Annotated in this window: 18 protein-coding genes; 13 read left to right on the forward strand and 5 right to left on the reverse strand. The window is 74.5% G+C overall.

Going from position 1 to position 17,226, the window contains the following annotated elements:
* The first annotated feature begins 1,003 nt into the window (after window positions 1-1,003).
* The 8 genes from AB0F11_RS34750 (at window position 1,004) to AB0F11_RS34785 (ending at window position 8,333) form a co-directional block, all read left to right on the forward strand.
* On the forward strand, window positions 1,004-2,137 hold the full coding sequence (locus AB0F11_RS34750; RefSeq protein ID WP_362182758.1) for a segregation/condensation protein A: 1,134 nt from the start codon (window positions 1,004-1,006) through the stop codon (window positions 2,135-2,137).
* 32 nt (window positions 2,138-2,169) lie between these two features.
* Window positions 2,170-2,814, forward strand: a complete 645-nt coding sequence (gene scpB, locus AB0F11_RS34755) for an SMC-Scp complex subunit ScpB (RefSeq protein WP_362182796.1) — start codon at window positions 2,170-2,172, stop codon at window positions 2,812-2,814.
* Window positions 2,814-3,998: a pseudouridine synthase gene (locus AB0F11_RS34760; RefSeq protein ID WP_362182760.1), complete on the forward strand. Its 1,185-nt coding sequence runs from the start codon at window positions 2,814-2,816 to the stop codon at window positions 3,996-3,998. The genes scpB and AB0F11_RS34760 overlap by 1 nt, the downstream gene beginning before the upstream one ends.
* Window positions 3,999-4,131: 133 nt before the next feature.
* Complete coding sequence (gene pnuC, locus AB0F11_RS34765; RefSeq protein ID WP_362182763.1) at window positions 4,132-4,737, forward strand: nicotinamide riboside transporter PnuC; 606 nt, start codon at window positions 4,132-4,134, stop codon at window positions 4,735-4,737.
* Window positions 4,734-5,834 (forward strand): AAA family ATPase, encoded by a 1,101-nt coding sequence (locus AB0F11_RS34770; protein WP_362182766.1) that lies wholly within the window; start codon window positions 4,734-4,736, stop codon window positions 5,832-5,834. Before pnuC ends, AB0F11_RS34770 begins: the two co-directional genes overlap by 4 nt.
* Window positions 5,831-6,559 (forward strand): NUDIX domain-containing protein, encoded by a 729-nt coding sequence (locus AB0F11_RS34775; RefSeq protein ID WP_362182769.1) that lies wholly within the window; start codon window positions 5,831-5,833, stop codon window positions 6,557-6,559. The genes AB0F11_RS34770 and AB0F11_RS34775 overlap by 4 nt, the downstream gene beginning before the upstream one ends.
* Entirely contained in the window at window positions 6,556-7,572 is a 1,017-nt protein-coding gene (locus tag AB0F11_RS34780) for an ADP-ribosylglycohydrolase family protein (protein ID WP_362182772.1), read from the forward strand. Before AB0F11_RS34775 ends, AB0F11_RS34780 begins: the two co-directional genes overlap by 4 nt.
* A 2-nt stretch (window positions 7,573-7,574) precedes the next feature.
* Entirely contained in the window at window positions 7,575-8,333 is a 759-nt protein-coding gene (locus AB0F11_RS34785) for a nucleotidyltransferase domain-containing protein (RefSeq protein ID WP_362182799.1), read from the forward strand.
* Here the strand turns inward: AB0F11_RS34785 and AB0F11_RS34790 are convergent.
* From AB0F11_RS34790 to AB0F11_RS34800, 3 genes are all read right to left on the reverse strand, one after another.
* Window positions 8,256-9,038: a nucleotidyltransferase domain-containing protein gene (locus tag AB0F11_RS34790; RefSeq protein WP_362182775.1), complete on the reverse strand. Its 783-nt coding sequence runs from the start codon at window positions 9,036-9,038 to the stop codon at window positions 8,256-8,258. The genes AB0F11_RS34785 and AB0F11_RS34790 overlap by 78 nt on opposite strands.
* 53 nt (window positions 9,039-9,091) lie before the next feature.
* Entirely contained in the window at window positions 9,092-9,553 is a 462-nt protein-coding gene (locus AB0F11_RS34795) for a Rieske (2Fe-2S) protein (RefSeq protein ID WP_362182778.1), read from the reverse strand.
* Between the two features lie 84 nt (window positions 9,554-9,637).
* Window positions 9,638-9,979, reverse strand: a complete 342-nt coding sequence (locus AB0F11_RS34800; RefSeq protein ID WP_361920047.1) for a DUF952 domain-containing protein — start codon at window positions 9,977-9,979, stop codon at window positions 9,638-9,640.
* A 206-nt stretch (window positions 9,980-10,185) separates the two neighbouring features.
* On the opposite strand from AB0F11_RS34800, the gene AB0F11_RS34805 reads away from it, so the two are divergent.
* From AB0F11_RS34805 to der, 4 genes are all read left to right on the forward strand, one after another.
* Entirely contained in the window at window positions 10,186-11,274 is a 1,089-nt protein-coding gene (locus tag AB0F11_RS34805; RefSeq protein ID WP_362182781.1) for a prephenate dehydrogenase, read from the forward strand.
* Between the two features lie 188 nt (window positions 11,275-11,462).
* Window positions 11,463-12,161 (forward strand): (d)CMP kinase, encoded by a 699-nt coding sequence (cmk, locus tag AB0F11_RS34810; protein WP_362182784.1) that lies wholly within the window; start codon window positions 11,463-11,465, stop codon window positions 12,159-12,161.
* Window positions 12,116-12,805, forward strand: a complete 690-nt coding sequence (locus tag AB0F11_RS34815) for a lysophospholipid acyltransferase family protein (RefSeq protein WP_362182787.1) — start codon at window positions 12,116-12,118, stop codon at window positions 12,803-12,805. Before cmk ends, AB0F11_RS34815 begins: the two co-directional genes overlap by 46 nt.
* 181 nt (window positions 12,806-12,986) lie before the next feature.
* A complete protein-coding gene (gene der / locus AB0F11_RS34820) occupies window positions 12,987-14,444 on the forward strand; it encodes a ribosome biogenesis GTPase Der (protein WP_361920054.1) in 1,458 nt (485 codons plus the stop codon).
* Window positions 14,445-14,449: 5 nt separating this feature from the next.
* Here the strand turns inward: der and AB0F11_RS34825 are convergent, their stop codons facing one another.
* The gene (locus tag AB0F11_RS34825; RefSeq protein ID WP_362182789.1) at window positions 14,450-14,935 is read right to left on the reverse strand and encodes a hypothetical protein; all 486 of its coding nucleotides are present in this window, start codon (window positions 14,933-14,935) and stop codon (window positions 14,450-14,452) included.
* 209 nt (window positions 14,936-15,144) lie between these two features.
* Window positions 15,145-15,954 carry a hypothetical protein gene (locus AB0F11_RS34830; RefSeq protein ID WP_362182791.1) on the reverse strand — a complete coding sequence of 270 codons (810 nt, stop codon included), beginning with the start codon at window positions 15,952-15,954 and terminating at the stop codon, window positions 15,145-15,147.
* Window positions 15,955-16,315: 361 nt separating this feature from the next.
* On the opposite strand from AB0F11_RS34830, the gene AB0F11_RS34835 reads away from it, so the two are divergent.
* Entirely contained in the window at window positions 16,316-17,071 is a 756-nt protein-coding gene (locus AB0F11_RS34835) for a transglycosylase family protein (protein ID WP_362182794.1), read from the forward strand.
* The last annotated feature ends 155 nt before the right edge of the window (window positions 17,072-17,226 follow it).

Here is a 17,226-nt window from a genome sequence, read left to right on the forward strand (position 1 = left end):
CGGTTTTTCAACAATCATTCCCTTCACTATCTCTTCCGATCTCGTGCCCGGTGCCCGGCGGAGCCGGGTTTCCTGAGGCTCGGGCGCAGGCTCCCCGCGCCTCAAACGCCGGCGAGGCTGGATGTGCCGGACCCCGGGCTTCGAATAGGGAGACGGGGTACGCCCCGGTGCCCGCCGGGGCCGGGTTTCCTGGGGCTCGGGCGCAGGCTCCCCGCGCCTCAAACGCCGGCGAGGCTGGATGTGCCGGACCCCGGGCTTCGAATAGGGAGACGGGGTATGCCCCGGTGCCCGGCGGGGCCGGGTTCCCTGGGGCGCCGACCCACGCCCCGCTCCTCAAGCACCGGCCGGGCCGGGGCGCGGGTGGCTCGGCCTCCGTGCCGCACGGGGCCGAGGCCGTCCCCGGGTCCGGGGCGGAGCCCCGGGGAACGGGGGAAGGGCGGGGAGGGGCACCGCTCCGCGCAGCGGCGGTCCCCGGCGCAGCCACCCGGGGCGGGTCCTCGGGACGCGGCGGGCGCGAGTCGTGGCAGCCTTGGGCGTGGCCCGACCGGCCACTCCTCCCGTACCACCCTGGACTGCGATGCCCACTCCCGCCGAATCCGGACGCTCGACCCGCCGCCCCCTCGGCCGCGGCCCGGGCGTCCCGGCCGCCCCCGCAGCCCCTGACACGCCCGCTGAGCGGCGTACGACCGCCGAGACGCCCCCGGAGCCTCAGGCGCCCCACACGCCCGCCCAGGCGCCGCCTGAGCCCCCGGTCGCAGCACAGACGGGGCGGGAGGGGTCCACCGAGTCCCCCACACCGGCCCATGGCCTCGGAACCGCCCAGCAGGGGGACCGGTCGGAGCAGCCCACCGCCGTGCCCGCGGAGCCGGGCGCCTCCGCCGAGCCCCCCGTCCACGCCCACGCCCACGCCCACGGCCTCGGGGCCGGGGCCGTATCCTCCGTCGCCGGACAGGGCGATGCGTCGCGGCCTCCCGCCACGCGCGCGGAGCCGGGAGGGCCCGCCGTGCCTGCGATCCCGGCCGGTGGCCCCGCGGCCGGGACCGCCGTCGGCGGTGAGCAGGGCGACCGGCCCGCCGCCGGGCGCGCGGAGCCCCCCGCTCCGCAGGGCGGTCCGGCGCAGGGGATCGCCGCGGCCCCGGGCGGCGGCCGGGAGGGCCGGCCCGCGGGGCAGCGCGCCGGCGAGGCCCCGCAGGCCGGCCGCGGTGCAGCCCCCGCCCCGGCGGGCGTGCCCGCACCGGCCCCGCCGAGCGACGGCGGCGGGACCGTAGGGGCGGCGGCCGAGCCCGCTGCCCCGCCCAGCCACGGCGGCGCGAGCGCAGGGGCGGCGGCCGAGCCCGCCGCCGACGGGCGGTTCACCCTGCGGCTGGACAACTTCGAAGGCCCCTTCGACCTCCTGCTCCAGCTGATCTCCCGGCACAAGCTCGACGTCACCGAGGTCGCCCTCTCGAAGGTCACCGACGAGTTCATGGCGCACATCCGCGCCATGGGCCCGGACTGGGACCTCGACCAGACCACCGAGTTCCTCGTCGTCGCCGCCACCCTCCTCGACCTCAAGGCCGCCCGGCTGCTGCCCGCCGCCGAGGTCGAGGACGAGGCCGACCTCGCCCTCCTCGAAGCCCGCGACCTGCTCTTCGCGCGCCTGCTCCAGTACCGTGCGTACAAGCAGATCGCCGCGATCTTCGAGCAGCGCTCCGAGGACGAGGGCCGCCGCCACCCCCGCACCGTCGGCCTCGAGGACCACCACGCCGACCTGCTCCCCGACGTGGTGATCAGCATCGGCCCCGACGGCTTCGCCCGCCTCGCGGTGAAGGCGATGCAGCCCAAGGCCAAGCCCCAGGTGTACGTGGACCACATCCACGCCCCGCTGGTCAGCGTGCGCGAGCAGGCGGCCGTGGTCGTCGCCCTCCTCAAGGCGCGCGGCGCGGCGACCTTCCGGGAGCTCACCGAGGACACGGACGACACCCTCACCGTCGTCGCCCGCTTCCTCGCGCTCCTGGAGCTCTACCGCGAGAAGGCGGTGGAGCTGGAGCAGGAGGAGGCCCTGCGGACGCTCACCGTCCGCTGGAGCGGCGGGGACGGCGACGGCATGCCGGTCGTCACCGACGAGTTCGACCGGATCGTGGAGGTCAAGGAATGAGCAGCAGCACCACCATGAGCAGCAGCACCCCCATGGGCAGCAGCAACACCACGGGCACCACCACCGAACCCCGCCTCGCGCTGAAGCCCGCCCTCGAAGCCGTCCTCATGGTCGTGGACGAGCCCGCGACCGAGACCCACCTCGCGAAGGTCCTCGACCGCACCCCGCGCGAGGTCGCCGACGCCCTGCGCGAGCTGGCCGACGAGTACACCGTCCAGGGGCGCGGCTTCGAGCTGCGGCTCGTCGCCGGCGGCTGGCGCTTCTACACCCGGCCCGCGTACGCGTCCGCCGTCGAGCGGTTCGTCCTGGACGGCCAGCAGGCCCGCCTCACGCAGGCGGCGCTGGAGACCCTCGCGGTCGTCGCGTACCGCCAGCCGGTGAGCCGCTCCCGCGTTTCGGCGGTGCGCGGAGTGAACTGCGACGGGGTCATGCGCACCCTCCTCCAGCGCGGTCTGGTGGCCGAGGCGGGCACGGAACCCGAAACAGGTGCGATCCTGTACAGGACGACGAACTACTTTCTGGAGCGGATGGGCCTGCGCGGCCTGGACGAGCTCCCGGAGCTCGCGCCCTTCCTCCCCGAGGCGGACGCGATCGAAGCCGAGACGCAGGAAGGTGTTCCGTCGTTCGATCCGGACGCACCGGACACCGAAGAAGACGACAAGACGACGGAACTTTGATGCGAAGCAGCGGCAACGGCAACGGCGGCAACCGGAACACGGGCGGCGGCGGCAGCCGCAAGAGCGGAGACGGACGCGGACGCGGCAACTACCGCGGCGCCGGCAACGCGCGCGACGACCGGGCGGGCGGCGCGCCGCAGCGTCCGCGCCGCCCGCGTCCCGAGGAGCGCCTCTACGACGTCGGCCCCGAGGGCGAGCGCTCCCGCGGCTCCCGCGGCGCCGACGCCCGGGGCGGAGCCAAGGGCGGCCCGAAGAAGCCTGCCCAGGGTGCCGGCGGACGCCGGGGCGGCCCGGGCACGGGCCGGGGCCAAGGCCCGGGCCAGGGCCAGGGTGGGGGCCAGCGCGGCGGCTACGGCGCGCCCTCCCGCTCGCGCGAGCTCGACGCCCGGATCGAGGAGCGTGTGCGGGACCGGTACGCGGACAAGCCGGTGATCCGGACCCCCAAGACCTTCCCGGGCGCCGAGCAGGAGGGCGAGCGGCTGCAGAAGGTCCTCGCCCGGGCCGGCATGGGCTCGCGGCGCGCGTGCGAGGAGCTGATCGAGCAGGCCCGCGTCGAGGTCAACGGCGAGATCGTCACCGAGCAGGGCAAGCGCGTCCTGCCGAAGGACGAGATCAAGGTCGACGGCCTGACGGTGGCGACCCAGTCGTACCTGTTCTTCGCGCTGAACAAGCCGGTCGGCGTCGTCTCCACCATGGAGGACCCGGACGGCCGCCAGTGCCTCGGCGACTACGTCACCAACCGCGAGACCCGCCTGTTCCACGTGGGCCGGCTCGACACGGAGACCGAGGGCGTCATCCTGCTCACCAACCACGGCGAGCTGGCGCACCGCCTCACGCACCCCAAGTACGGCGTGAAGAAGACGTACGTCGCGGCCATCACCGGCCCGCTGCCGCGCGACATCGGCAAGCGGCTCAAGGACGGCATCGAGCTGGAGGACGGCTGGGCCCGCGCCGACCACTTCCGGGTCGTGGACCAGGTCGGCAAGAACTACCTGGTCGAGGTGACCCTCCACGAGGGCCGCAAGCACATCGTCCGCCGGATGCTGGCCGAGGCCGGCTTCCCGGTCGAGAAGCTCGTACGGACCTCCTTCGGCCCGATCGAGCTGGGCGACCAGAAGTCCGGCTGGCTGCGCCGCCTGACGAACACCGAGGTCGGCATGCTGATGCGCGAGGTCGGCCTGTAGGCCTGCGCGCCACACCCTGCACCGAAAGCCCGTACCGCCCCTGGCGGTACGGGCTTTCGGCCTGTCCGGGATCTTGCCCGGGCACCCTCCCGGTGTTTATAGTCACGATGACTATTAAAGGAGGGGGCGCGTCATGAGCTGGACCATGAGCTGGACCGAGGTCCTCGGGTTCGCCACCGGAGCCCTGTGCGTCTGGCTCGTCGCCCGGCAGCACATCACCAACTGGCCGATCGGCATCGCCAACAACGTCTTCTTCATCGTGCTGTTCACCCAGTCCGGCCTCTACGCCGACGCCGGACTGCAGATCGTCTTCATCGCCCTCGCCGCGTACGGCTGGTGGTCCTGGACCCACGGGGGTGGACCAGGAGCCGCCGGGGCCCTGCCGGTGCGGCGCACCACCCGCACCGAGTGGGCCGCGCTGGCCGCGGCGGGGGCGGTGGGGGTGCTCGCGCTCACGCTCCTGCTCGACCGGGCCACGGACTCGACCGTCCCGTTCTGGGACGCGCTGACCACCGCGCTCTCGCTCGCGGCCACGTACGGCCAGTGCCGCAAGCTCGTCGAGTCGTGGTGGCTGTGGATCGCCGCGGACCTCGTCTACATCCCGCTCTACGCCTACAAGGGCCTGTACCTGACCTCCGCCCTGTACGCCGGCTTCCTCGCGCTGTGCGTGGTCGGGCTGCTCGGCTGGCGGCGTACGCTCCCGGCGCGCGGCGCCCGTACGGCGGAGGCGGCCGCATGAACGGCACGGGCAACACCCACAAGCGGTACGGGCACGGCCTGGTCCTCGGCAAGTTCTACCCGCCGCACGCCGGCCACCACCACCTGGTGCGCACCGCGCAGGCGCGGTGCGAGCGCCTGACGGTGCTGGTGTGCGCGGCCTCCGTCGAGTCGGTGCCGCTCGCCGACCGGGTCGCCTGGATGCGTGAGGCACACCCGGGGGCCGAGGTCGTCGGGGCGGTGGACGACATTCCGGTCGACCTGCACGACCCGGCGGTCTGGGAGGCCCACATGGCCGTCTTCCGCGGCGCGGTGCCGGACCCGGTGGACGCGGTCTTCACCTCGGAGGAGTACGGGACCGAGCTCGCCCGGCGGTTCGGGGCCGAGGAGGTCTGCGTGGACCCGGCCCGGACCCGCTTCCCGGTGTCCGGGACGGCGGTACGGGCGGACCCGGCCGGCTGCTGGCAGTACCTCGGCCCGGCCGTACGGGCCGCCCTGGCCCGGCGGGTCGTCGTACTCGGCGCCGAGTCCACCGGCACGACGACGCTCTCGCAGGCCCTGGCCGAGCACTACCGGGCGCGCGGCGGGGTCTGGGCCGGGACCGGGTGGGTCGCCGAGTACGGGCGGCAGTACAGCGAGCAGAAGCTCGCGGCGGCGCGCGCGGCGGACCCGGCGGCCACGTGGGAGGACGTGTCCTTCACCTCGGAGGAGTTCCCACTGATCGCACGGAGGCAGGACGAGGAGGAGGAGCGCGCGGCCCGCACCGGCTCGCCCGTCCTCTTCTGCGACACCGACTCCTTCGCGACCGGGATCTGGCACGAGCGGTACGTCGGCGGCCGCAACCCGGAGGTCGAGCGGATCGCCGCCCGGCAGCCCCGGGACCTGTACCTGCTGACCCACCACGCGGACGTCCCCTTCGAGGACGACGGCCTGCGCGACGGGCCGCACCTGCGGCCCTGGATGACGGACCGCTTCAGCGAGGAACTCCACCGGACCGGAAGGCGTTTCCTCATCGTGCGCGGGGACCGCGAGACGCGGCTGAAGACGGCGGTCGCGGCCGTGGACGAACTGCTCGACCGCGGTTGGCACTTCACGGACCCCCTGCCGGAGAACCGGTGAAGGGGTACGACCGGTCCGCGTTCGAGCCCTTCGCGGTGACGGTCGACCTGGCGGTCTTCACGGTCCGCGGCGGGGCGCTGCACGTGCTGCTGATCCGGCGCGGACAGGACCCGTACGCCGGAGCCTGGGCGCTCCCCGGCGGCTTCCTGCTGCCCCGCGAGTCCGCGGAGACGGCCGCCCGGCGCGAACTGGCCGAGGAGACCGGCCTGCCGGAGCCGGTCGTCGCCGGACTCCACCTGGAGCAGCTGCGCACGTACAGCGAGCCGGACCGCGATCCGCGGATGCGGGTGGTGTCGGTGGCCTTCACCGCCCTGGTCCCCGACATGCCGGAGCCGGCCGCGGCGGGCGGCGGCGACGCCGACCGGGCCCGCTGGGCGGCGGTGGGCGATGTCCCCGGCCTGGCCTTCGACCACGCGGTGATCCTGGCCGACGCTCGCTCCCGGATCGGCGCGAAGCTGGAGTACACCTGCCTGGCCACGGCCTTCTGCCCGCCCGAATTCACCCTGGGGGAGCTCCAGTCCGTCTACGAGACGGTCTGGGACACCGCCCTGGACCGCCCCAACTTCCGTCGCAAGGTCCTCGCGACCCCCGGCTTCGTCGAGGCCGTACCCGGAGCCGCCCGCCTGACCGGCGGCCGCGGCAAACCGGCCGCCCTGTACCGGGCGGGCCCGGCGACCGCCCTGCACCCGCCCCTGCTCCGCCCCACGGAAGGAAACATGCCATGACCCTGCACAAGCGGGCGGCGACGGGAGCCCTGCTGGGCCTGGCCCTGGGCGACGCCCTGGGTTTCCCGACGGAGTTCAACGACGTCCCGTCGATCCTGGGGAAGACGGGCCCGTGGCGGCAGATGAGGCTCCCGCGGCCCGCGATCGTCACGGACGACACCCAGATGACCCTGGCCCTGGCCCGCGGCATCCGAACGGCGGCGGAGGCCGGCCCGGTGGATCCCCACCGCCTCACCGGCCCCATCCGCTCGGAGTTCGTGGACTGGTACCACTCCCCGGAGAACAACAGGGCGCCGGGCCGCACCTGCATGGTGGCCTGCAGCCTGCTGAACGACCCCTCCCGGGACTGGCGGGACGCCAGCCAGATCGGCTCCAAGGGCTGCGGGGCGAACATGCGGGTGGCCCCGGTCGGCCTGGTCCCCGGCTGGACGGACGAGGAGCGGGCCGGCGCGGCCCAGCTCCAGTCGGCCCTGACCCACGGCCACCCGACCGCCCTCGCGGCCTCGGACCTGACGGCCCGGGCCGTGTACCTCCTGGCCCGGGGCACGGAGGTGACGGGCCTGGTCGGCCGGCTGCGCTCGTACGCCCTGGACAACCGCACCCGCTACCACCAGCGCTGGCTCGGCGACCTCTGGATGCGCACGGCGTGCGACGCCACCCCGGAGTCCTTCATCGCCCGCGGCTGGGACGAATGCCTGGAGGCCCTGAACCGCCTGGCGGCAGCCCTGAAGCACCCCTCTCCGGAGACGGACCCCTGCCTCACCACAGGCGAAGGCTGGATCGCCGAGGAAGCCTTCGCCACGGCCCTCCAGTGCTTCCTCCTCTTCCCGGAGGACCCCCTGACGGCCCTGCGCCGCGCCGCCTGCACCGCAGGCGACTCGGACTCCATAGCCTGCCTCACCGGCGCCTTCGCCGGCGCCCACCTCGGCGCCGAAGCCTGGCCCGAAGACTGGACCACCCGCATCGAATACCGCGAAGACCTCCTGACCTTCGCCACCCTCTGGGAGGCGTGACCGTGCTCGACGCCATGGCCGCAGACCTGACCCCCGTCATCGCCGACCAGCCGGACCCGCTGCTCTTCGCGACGGTGTCCGGCGCCCACCTGTACGGCTTCCCCTCCCGCGACTCCGACATCGACCTGCGCGGCGTCCATGTCCTGCCGGTGTCGGCCCTGCTCGGCCTCCGCGATCCGGAGGAGACCCGGACGCGCATGTGGGACCGGGACGGCGTGGAGATGGACCTGGTCACGCACGACCTGCGCAAGTTCGTCCGACTGATGCTCAACCGCAACGGCTACGTCCTGGAGCAGCTGCTGTCCCCGCTGGTCGTGCACACGACGGCCGCGCACGCGGAACTGGCCTCCCTCGCCCCGGGGGTGCTCACGACGCACCACGCGCACCACTACCGGGGCTTTGCGAACACGCAGTGGCGGCTGTTCGGCAAGACGGGCGAACTCAAGCCGCTGCTCTACACCTTCCGCGCGCTGCTGACCGGCATCCACCTGATGCGCACGGGCGAGATCCAGGCGCACCTGCCGACCCTGCTCGGCGAGGTGCCCGAGGCGCCGACGTACCTGGCCGGCCTCGTCGAGGCCAAGGCAGCCGCCGAGCACGGCCCGGCCGGCAGCGCGGACGCGGAGCGCGCCGGGCGGGACGTACAGGCCCTGCACGCCGTGCTGGACGCAGCCCAGGCCGAATCAGCCCTGCCCGCCCAGGCGACTGCCTTCGCCGCCCTGGACGACTTCGTCGTACGGCACCGGCCAGTGCATCGCTGAAGCCCGGCGGGTGTGGGTGAGGAAGGATTCGATGCGGGGGTGGTCCGGGGATTCGGGTAGGGGGGAGGTGTTCAGGGCGGCCTCGGCCTCCTCCGTCAGGCGGGTCATCCAGGTGTCCGTCTCGCGCCACGGGAGTTCGCCGCGCTTCACCTCCAGCAGGCGGTCGCGGTACGGGGTGGCGTCGATCTCCAGGCGGCCCGTGCGGAGCAGGTCGCGGCAGGACAGCAGCAGGCGCAGCAGGTGCATCGCGTGCTTCCAGCGCGGGGCGCCGTGGATGCGGACGTCGGCCAGGAGTTTGGCGTGCTGGGACTTCGCGTAGCGGGTGAAGGTGGTGTGGGCCCGGCGGGAGAGGAACGCCTCCCGCAGGGAGAGCAGCTCCTCGCCCACCGGGGTCAGGTGCTCCACGAGCGGGGAGTGCAGGCACTCCAGGATGTTCGGGTTGGCGCGCAGGGCGAGTTCGCAGAAGCGCTCCAGCTCCCAGGAGAACTCCTCCTCGCGCGGGCCGTCCACGTGGGTCGGGGGCTTCTCGAAGCGCCAGAACAGCGGCGTCGGGGCGAGGTAGACACCGCGCCGGTCGGTGTCGCTCGCCTCCGTCGCCAGACCGAACGCCCGGGAGCCCATCACGCACGCGTAGACCGTGTGGTCGCGTACCAGGGCGTGGGGATTCGAGAGGGCTTGTGGGGTTGAGGGCGTCCGTTCGGTCATTCGGGGAGCTTAGGCGGGGCGCAGCGGGGCCCGCGACGGGATTTGCCGAGCCGCTAGGCCAGGGCGATCTCGCCCTCCGGGGTGACCGTGATCTTCTGCTCCGCCAGCGGGCGGGTGGCCGGGCCGTGGGTCACGGCGCCGTCCGTGATCTGGAACTTGCTGCCGTGGCACGGGCAGTCGATCGTGCCGCTCTCCACCTTGTTCACCAGGCAGCCCTGGTGCGTGCACACCGCCGTGAAGCAGCGGTACGAGCCGGCCGTCGGCTGGGTCACGACCAGCTTCTCCCCCTTCAGGACCGTGCCGCCGCCCACCGGCACCGCCGATGCCTTCACCAGTGCCCTGCCCGACGGTGTGGCCGCCGCCTGCGCACTGGAGGTGCCGCTGGGCTCGCTCTTCGGCTGCTCGGGCGCCTTCTTGTCGTTGCCGCCGCACGCGGTGAGCGTGCCGCCGGCCAGGGCCGCGACGGTTCCCGCCGCCAGGACCGTGCGTCGGGGGGTGCGCGTGGGGTCGCTCATGGGCTGCTCCTCGTTCGGGGCCGGGATGGCGAGGAGCATCCTGGCGCGTGGCGGGCCCCGGATGAAGCCCGCCGCGCCGCCGGATCAGGCGCTCGCGTCCCACGGGGCGAGCTGCGCCGGTGCGCCCGGGGCGCGGACGACCTCCCACAGGCGGACCACGGCCGCGCGGTCCAGCGGGCCGTGGACGTGCGGGTAGCGGCCGCCCGATTCACCCTCCCGGCGGACTTCGGAGGTCAGGGCCCGTTCGTCGAGTTCGACGGCCAGCAGGGTCTCCGGTACGTCCCGGTAGTGCGCGTCGGCGATCTCGAGAGCCGTGGGGCGGTCGGCCGAGCAGTGCACGAACCCCTCCGAGCCGAGTGAGGGGGGTGCGTACGGGAGCTCGGGCGCGGCGGTCCAGTCGGAGAGCGGGACGATGTGGAAGATCATGTCGATCGTTCTACCGCAGCGGCGACCGGCCGGCCGGGCGGCTGGCCGCCTCCGCGCACCCTTGCGCCGGCGCAACCCAGCGACCCCCGCCCCGTTGTTCCGGAATCCGGCGGTCCGTCCCATCTGACGGACCGCCGGGTCCGTGTCCGGCCCCGGCTGGCTACGCTGGCCCTGACCTGCCGATCTTTCCACCCCTGGAGCGTCCCGTGAGAACCGCCGTCGTCATCGGAACCGGACTGATCGGCACCTCCGCGGCCCTCGCCCTGTCCGCGCGCGGCATCGCCGTCCACCTCGCCGACCACGACCCGGCCCAGGCCCGTACGGCGGCCGCGCTCGGCGCGGGCACCGACGAGGCCCCCGACGGCCAGGTCGACCTCGCCGTCATCGCCGTGCCGCCGGCCCACGTGGCGGCGACGCTCGCCGACGCGATCGGGCGCGGGACCGCCCGCGCGTACGTGGACGTCGCCAGCGTCAAGGGCGGCCCGCGCCGCGAGCTCGCCGCGCTCGGCGTGGACGCCACCGCGTACATCGGCACCCACCCGATGGCCGGCAAGGAGCGGTCCGGGCCGCTGGCCGCCACCGCGGACCTCTTCGAGGGCCGCCCCTGGGTGCTGACCCCGACCCGTGACACCGACCACGAGGTGCTCAACCTCGCCCTGGAGCTGGTCGCCCTCTGCAAGGCCGTCCCGGTGGTCATGGACGCCGACGCGCACGACCGCGCGGTGGCGCTCGTCTCGCACACCCCGCAGCTGGTGTCCAGCATGGTCGCGGCCCGCCTGGAGGAGGCCGACGAGACCGCCGTACGGCTGTGCGGGCAGGGGATCCGGGACGTGACCCGGATCGCCGCCTCCGATCCGCGGATGTGGGTGGAGATCCTCTCCGCGAACCCGGGCCCCGTTGCGGACGTCCTCTCCGGCATCGCCGCCGACCTCGAGGCGACGGTGGACGCCCTGCGCGCCCTGGAGTCTGCCGACGTGGACAAGCGCCGCGGCGGCGCCGCCGGCATCGAGGACGTGCTGCGGCGCGGCAACGCGGGCCGGGTACGGGTCCCGGGCAAGCACGGCGCGGCGCCGACGGCGTACGAGACGGTCGCGGTGCTGATCAGCGACCAGCCCGGCGAGCTCGCCCGGATCTTCGCGGACGCCGGCCGGGCCGGGGTCAACATCGAGGACGTGCGGATCGAGCACGCGACCGGGCAGCAGGCGGGCCTGGTCCAGCTGATGGTCGAGCCGCGGGCCGCCGCCGCCCTCACCGCCGAGCTGCGCGAGCGGGGCTGGGCCCTGCGCCAGCAGTAGGGCGGCAGATCGGCAGGAGATCGCCGGCAGCGGAGCAGCAGATCGGCAGGAGACCGGCACGGGCGCACCGCCCGCCACCGCCGCACCCCGGTGGCCCGGGCGGCGCCCGTGTCGGGGCCCGGTAACCTTGGGGAGGGGCGCTTTGGCGCGCCCCGACACGCACGCGCAACCAGGAAGGTGCCCGCACCGTGGAAACCGCAGCTCCGTCCGCCGTGATCGTCGCCATCGACGGTCCCTCCGGCACGGGCAAGTCCAGCACCTCCAAGGCCGTGGCCGCCAAGCTCGGGCTGCGCTACCTGGACACCGGTGCCCAGTACCGGGCCATCACCTGGTGGATGATCACCAACGGCGTCGACACCGAGGACCCGCAGGCCGTGGCCGTGGCCGCGTCCAAGCCGACGATCGTCTCCGGCACCGACCCGGCCGCCCCGACGATCACCGTCGACGGCGTCGACGCCTCCGCCCCGATCCGCACCCAGGCGGTCACCTCCAAGGTCAGCGCCGTCAGCGCTGTCCCCGAGGTGCGCACCCTGATCACCGAGCTGCAGCGCAGCATCGCGGCGGGCGCGGAGGGCGGCATCGTCGTCGAGGGCCGGGACATCGGCACCACCGTCCTGCCCGACGCCGACCTGAAGGTCTTCCTGACCGCCTCGGCCGAGGCCCGCGCCGCCCGCCGCAGCGGCGAGCTGCGCGGCAAGGAGGCCGCGGACCTCGCGACCACCCGCGAAGCCCTGATCAAGCGGGACGCGGCCGACTCCGGCCGCAAGACCTCCCCGCTGGCCAAGGCCGACGACGCGGTCGAGGTGGACACCACCGAACTGACCCTGGAGCAGGTCATCGAGTGCGTCGTGACCCTGGTCGAGGAGAAGCGGGCGGGCCGCAAGTGAGCGGTACGCCCTCCCTCAAGGGTGCGGCGGTCGGCCGGCGGATCGGGGTCGGCCTCATGTACGGGCTGTGGAAGCCGCGCGTACTGGGAGCCTGGCGCGTCCCCGCCTCCGGGCCGGTGATCCTCGCCGTCAACCACGCGCACAACATCGACGGGCCCATGGTCATGGGCACCGCTCCGCGGCCGCTGCACTTCCTGATCAAGAAGGAGGCGTACGTCGGCCCGCTCGGCCCCTTCCTGGACGGCATCGGCCAGGTCAGGGTCGACCGCTCGGGCACCGACCGCACCGCGATCACCCGGGCCCTGGCCGTCCTGGACAACGGCGGCGCCCTGGGGATCTTCCCCGAGGGCACCCGGGGCGAGGGCGACTTCGCCTCGCTGCGCGCCGGGCTCGCGTACTTCGCGGTGCGCAGCGGCGCGCCCGTCGTGCCGGTCGCCGTCCTGGGCAGCACCGAGCGCCAGGGCCGGCTGATACGGGGGCTGCCGCCGTTCAAGAGCCGGGTCGACATCGTGTTCGGCTCGCCCTTCGACGCGGGTGACGGCACCGGCCGCCGGACCCGTACCGCGCTGGACGAGGCCACCGCCCGCATCCAGAGCAGGCTGAGCGCGCACCTGTCCGACGCCAAGCGCCTGACCGGGCGCTGACGACCCGGGCGCTGACCGCCCCGGCGCCGAGTGCCCGGGCCGCGGCCATCCGCCCGGTGCCGACCCGCCGCCCGGCCCGACGCCGGGCGCCCGGACGGGCACTGGGCGAGACTTGACCCAGTAGTGGAACCCGCCCCGCGCGGGTTCCACCGATCACCACGAACGACGAGGAACGGACTTCATGAACGACCAGCACGACCACGGAGCGCTTGGCGATGCCGAGTACGCGGAGTTCATGGAGCTCGCCGCGGAGGAAGGATTCGACCTGGAAGAGGTCGAGGACGCGATCGAGGAGGCCGGCCACGGCCCGCTCCCCGTACTCGCCGTCGTCGGCCGCCCGAACGTCGGCAAGTCGACCCTGGTGAACCGCATCATCGGCCGCCGCGAGGCGGTCGTCGAGGACAAGCCCGGCGTCACCCGCGACCGCGTCACCTACGAGGCCGAGTGGGCCGGCCGCCGCTTCAAGGTCGTCGACACCGGCGGCTGGGAGCAGGACGTCCTCGGCATCGACGCCTCCGTCGCCGCGCAGGCCGAGTACGCCATCGAGACCGCCGACGCCGTCGTCTTCGTCGTCGACTCCAAGGTCGGCGCCACCGACACCGACGAGGCCGTCGTCAAGCTGCTGCGCCGCGCCGGCAAGCCCGTCGTCCTGTGCGCGAACAAGGTCGACGGCCAGAGCGGCGAGGCCGACGCGGCCGAGCTGTGGTCGCTGGGCCTCGGCATGCCGTACCCGGTCTCCTCGCTGCACGGCCGCGGCACGGGCGACCTGCTCGACGCCGTCCTGGAGGCCCTCCCCGAGGCGCCCGCGCAGAGCTTCGGCGGCGGCGGGATCGGCGGCCCGCGCCGCATCGCGCTGATCGGCCGCCCGAACGTCGGCAAGTCCTCCCTGCTGAACAAGGTCGCCAGGGAGGAGCGGGTCGTCGTCAACGAGCTGGCCGGCACCACCCGCGACCCGGTCGACGAGCTGATCGAACTCGGCGGCGTCACCTGGAAGTTCGTGGACACCGCGGGCATCCGCAAGAAGGTCCACCTCCAGCAGGGCGCCGACTACTACGCCTCGCTGCGCACGGCCGCCGCCGTGGAGAAGGCGGAGGTGGCGGTCATCCTGATCGACACCACCGAGAACATCAGCGTCCAGGACCAGCGCATCATCACCATGGCCGTCGAGGCCGGCCGCGCGATCGTGATCGCGTACAACAAGTGGGACCAGCTCGACGAGGAGCGCCGCTACTACCTCGAGCGCGAGATCGAGACCGAGATGCAGCAGGTCTCCTGGGCGCCCCGCGTCAACGTCTCGGCGATGACCGGCCGCCACATGGAGAAGCTGGTCCCGGCGATCGAGACCGCCCTCGCGGGCTGGGAGACGCGCGTCCCGACCGGCCGGCTGAACGCCTTCCTCGGCGAGATCGTCGCGGCCCACCCGCACCCGATCCGCGGCGGCAAGCAGCCCCGCATCCTGTTCGGCACCCAGGCGGGCAGCAAGCCGCCGCGGTTCGTCCTCTTCGCCTCCGGCTTCCTGGAGCACGGCTACCGCCGCTTCATCGAGCGCCGCCTGCGCGAGGAGTTCGGCTTCGAGGGCACCCCGATCCACATCTCGGTCCGGGTGCGCGAGAAGCGCGGCGCCCAGAAGAAGAAGTAGCGGGGTCAGTAGCCCCGGCGCGGAGCGGGCGGCAGGGCCGGCGGGATGTGGTGCATCCCGGTCTGGTGCTGCCGCCCGCCGCCGTATCCGGAGCCGGTGGCCGTCATGGTCGGGCTCGCGGCCGTGCCCGCGGTCGTGGTCCCGGCGTAGGCGTACGAGGGCTGCGGCACGGGCGCGTACGAGGGCTGCCAGGGCTCCGGCTGCCATGCGGAACCGTTCCAGCCGTCCGAGCCGCCGGTCGTGGCGAGCCCGGAGCCGAAGCCGGTGCCGAGCGCCGTGCCCGTCCAGGTGCCCGAACCCGCGCCGTACGAGCCGCTGCCGACGGCGTACGTGGCGCCGCACGAGAACGCCGTGAAGGCGAGGTCCTCCTCGCCGCTGCGGTCGCCCGGCAGGGCCCGGAAGGACCGCAGGTACTCCGAGTACAGCGTGTCGTAGATCGGGGTGTGCGAGGCGGTGGCCGCCATGCCGTCCCGGTCCCGTACGGGGCGCATCGGGGAGACGGTGCTCGGCTGGGCAGGGGCGCGGGAGGGGTCGTATGAGTGCACGTATCAGCCAACGACCCCGGGGCTGTTGCGGATGCGGGCGCGGCGGCAGAAAAACGCAGATCGCCGGGGGTGCGCGGGACGGACCGCGCACCCCCGGCGCACGCCGACCCGCCCCCTCGTGAGGGGCGGGGCCGGCCGTTCCGGGATCCCTGGGGTCAGGCCCCCGGGGTACCTGCCAGCGGCATCGAGGCGGCGACGAGCCTGCCGGCGGCCGCGGCCTTGTCGAGCGCGTCGCGCAGCAGGTCCTCGCGGGGCTGCTGGCCGATGGAGCCGACGGAGGCCGCGTACACGAGGACGCGCTGGGACTTGTTGGCGGCGGTGCGCCAGGGCTCGGTGACCGCCAGGGCCTGGTGCGCCTGCCACCAGGCGACCTGGCCGCCGCCCTCGGCGCCCGGCTGCAGCACGGCGTGCAGCTGGCCCGCGGCGAGCAGCACCGACCAGCCGGCGAGCGGGGAGGGCAGCTCGCTGGTGTCGGTGACCGGGATGAAGCCCTGCTCGATGAGGAGCGGCAGGAAGTCGTCGCCGGGGCCGGTGGTGCCGGGGCGGGCGATCGGCGCGGTCGGCTCGACGACGAGGGCGGGGTGCAGCTCGCCGCCGATCAGCACCAGGCCGCTGGTGATGCCGAGGACGGCCTGGCCGCCGGGCACGTTCTGCGGGACGGCGCCGGGGGCCTCCGGGGCGGCGGGGCTGTCGCCGGTGATGCTGCGGACGGCGCCCTGGAGCTGCTCCTCGGAGACCTGTACCACCTGCGAGGGGATGCAGCCGGCGTGGGCGAAGGCGAGGACGGCCGTCTCGTCGCCGACGAACAGCACGGTGCTGGTGCGGTCGGTCTCGGGGTCCCCGGGGGTGCGGCAGGAGGTGCAGTCGTAGCTGCGCGGTGCGTCGTCGCCGGTGAGCAGCCTCTCGGCTTCTTCGTCACCGATCTCGGCACGTACCTCGTCACTGACGTCGAGCATGCGGGGCACGGGGCGGCTCCTCGGAGTGGGCGAGCGGGGGCCGGGCGGTTCCCGGCCTGCCGGGATCAACGGGGGATCGGTGGCCGGGGTCACGCCGTTGGAGGGAACGGAATCGAACCCGGCCGCCAGAGGGGTGAACGGTCGGACCGCGGCGTCGCTTTGGCGCCAACTGTTGTTTGTTTGTGCGCAGTCGGTGGCTGCTCTTGCCTTTCCGGGGGCGTGCGGGGTCCTGGGCCCTGCCTGGTCCTGCCGGGTCCTGCCAGGCCTTCTTCCCGGGCCCTCCCGGCCGGTGTGCGCCGACCGGGTGGGGTCCGCGGCGGACCGCGTGGCGCGGGGCGGCGGCCGGTGGCGGGCTGCGTAGCGTGACCCGATGCCCGACCTCCGGATCCGGCGGGCCGCTCCGGCGGCCGCAGCCGCCGCCGCGCTGGCTCTCGTCCTCGTACTCCCATCGGGGGCCGGCGCGGCCCCTCCGCCGCCTGCGCCCGGGCCCGCGGCGGCGGCCCACCCGGGCTCGCCCGGGATGATCGGCAGCGGGCCGGGGGACTGCGGGCCGGGCGCGGAGTGGCCCTGGGACTGCGTGGCCGACTGCGAGAGCAGCGGGCGCTGGGCGGTCAACACCGGCAACGGCTTCTACGGCGGGCTCCAGTTCCGGCAGCCGACCTGGGAGGAGTACGGGGGCCTGGTGTACGCGGCCCGGGCCGACCTGGCCAGCCGGGAGCAGCAGATCCTGGTGGGGGAGGAGGTCGTCGCCTTCCACGGGTGGGAGGCGTGGCCGGTGTGCGCGAAGCGGTACGGGTTGGCGGGGCGGATGCACGTGGTCCGGGCCGGGGACACGCTCGACGGGATCGCCCGTCGGCGGCGGGTTCCGGGTGGCTGGCGGGCCCTGTACACGGCGAACCGCCCATCCCTCGGCCCAACCCCGGGCCTCCTCACCCCGGGCACCCTCCTGACCCTCCCTCAGCAGCCGGCGCCGCCACCGCCGCCCCCAGACCCGGCCCCGTCCGCGGCGCCGAACCCGAACCCGGCGCCGAAGCCGGCGCCGAAGCCGAAGCCGGCGCCCGTTGCGCCGCCGGGTCCGGGTGCCCGAAAGCCGGCCGCCGCCCTGCCCCCGAGGCCCGGAGCCTGATGCCGGTCGCACATCCAGCCCCGCCGGCGTTTGAGGCGCGGGGTTGGGGCGGCGCCCCAAGGAACCCGGCTTCGCCGGGCAGGGGGGGGGGGCCGGCCCCCCCCCCCCCCCCCCCCCGCGGCGCGCCTAGGAGGGCCCCCCCCGCCCGAACCCCG

Origin of the sequence: Streptomyces sp. NPDC032472, assembly GCF_040636955.1 — a bacterium.
GTDB lineage: Bacteria > Actinomycetota > Actinomycetes > Streptomycetales > Streptomycetaceae > Streptomyces.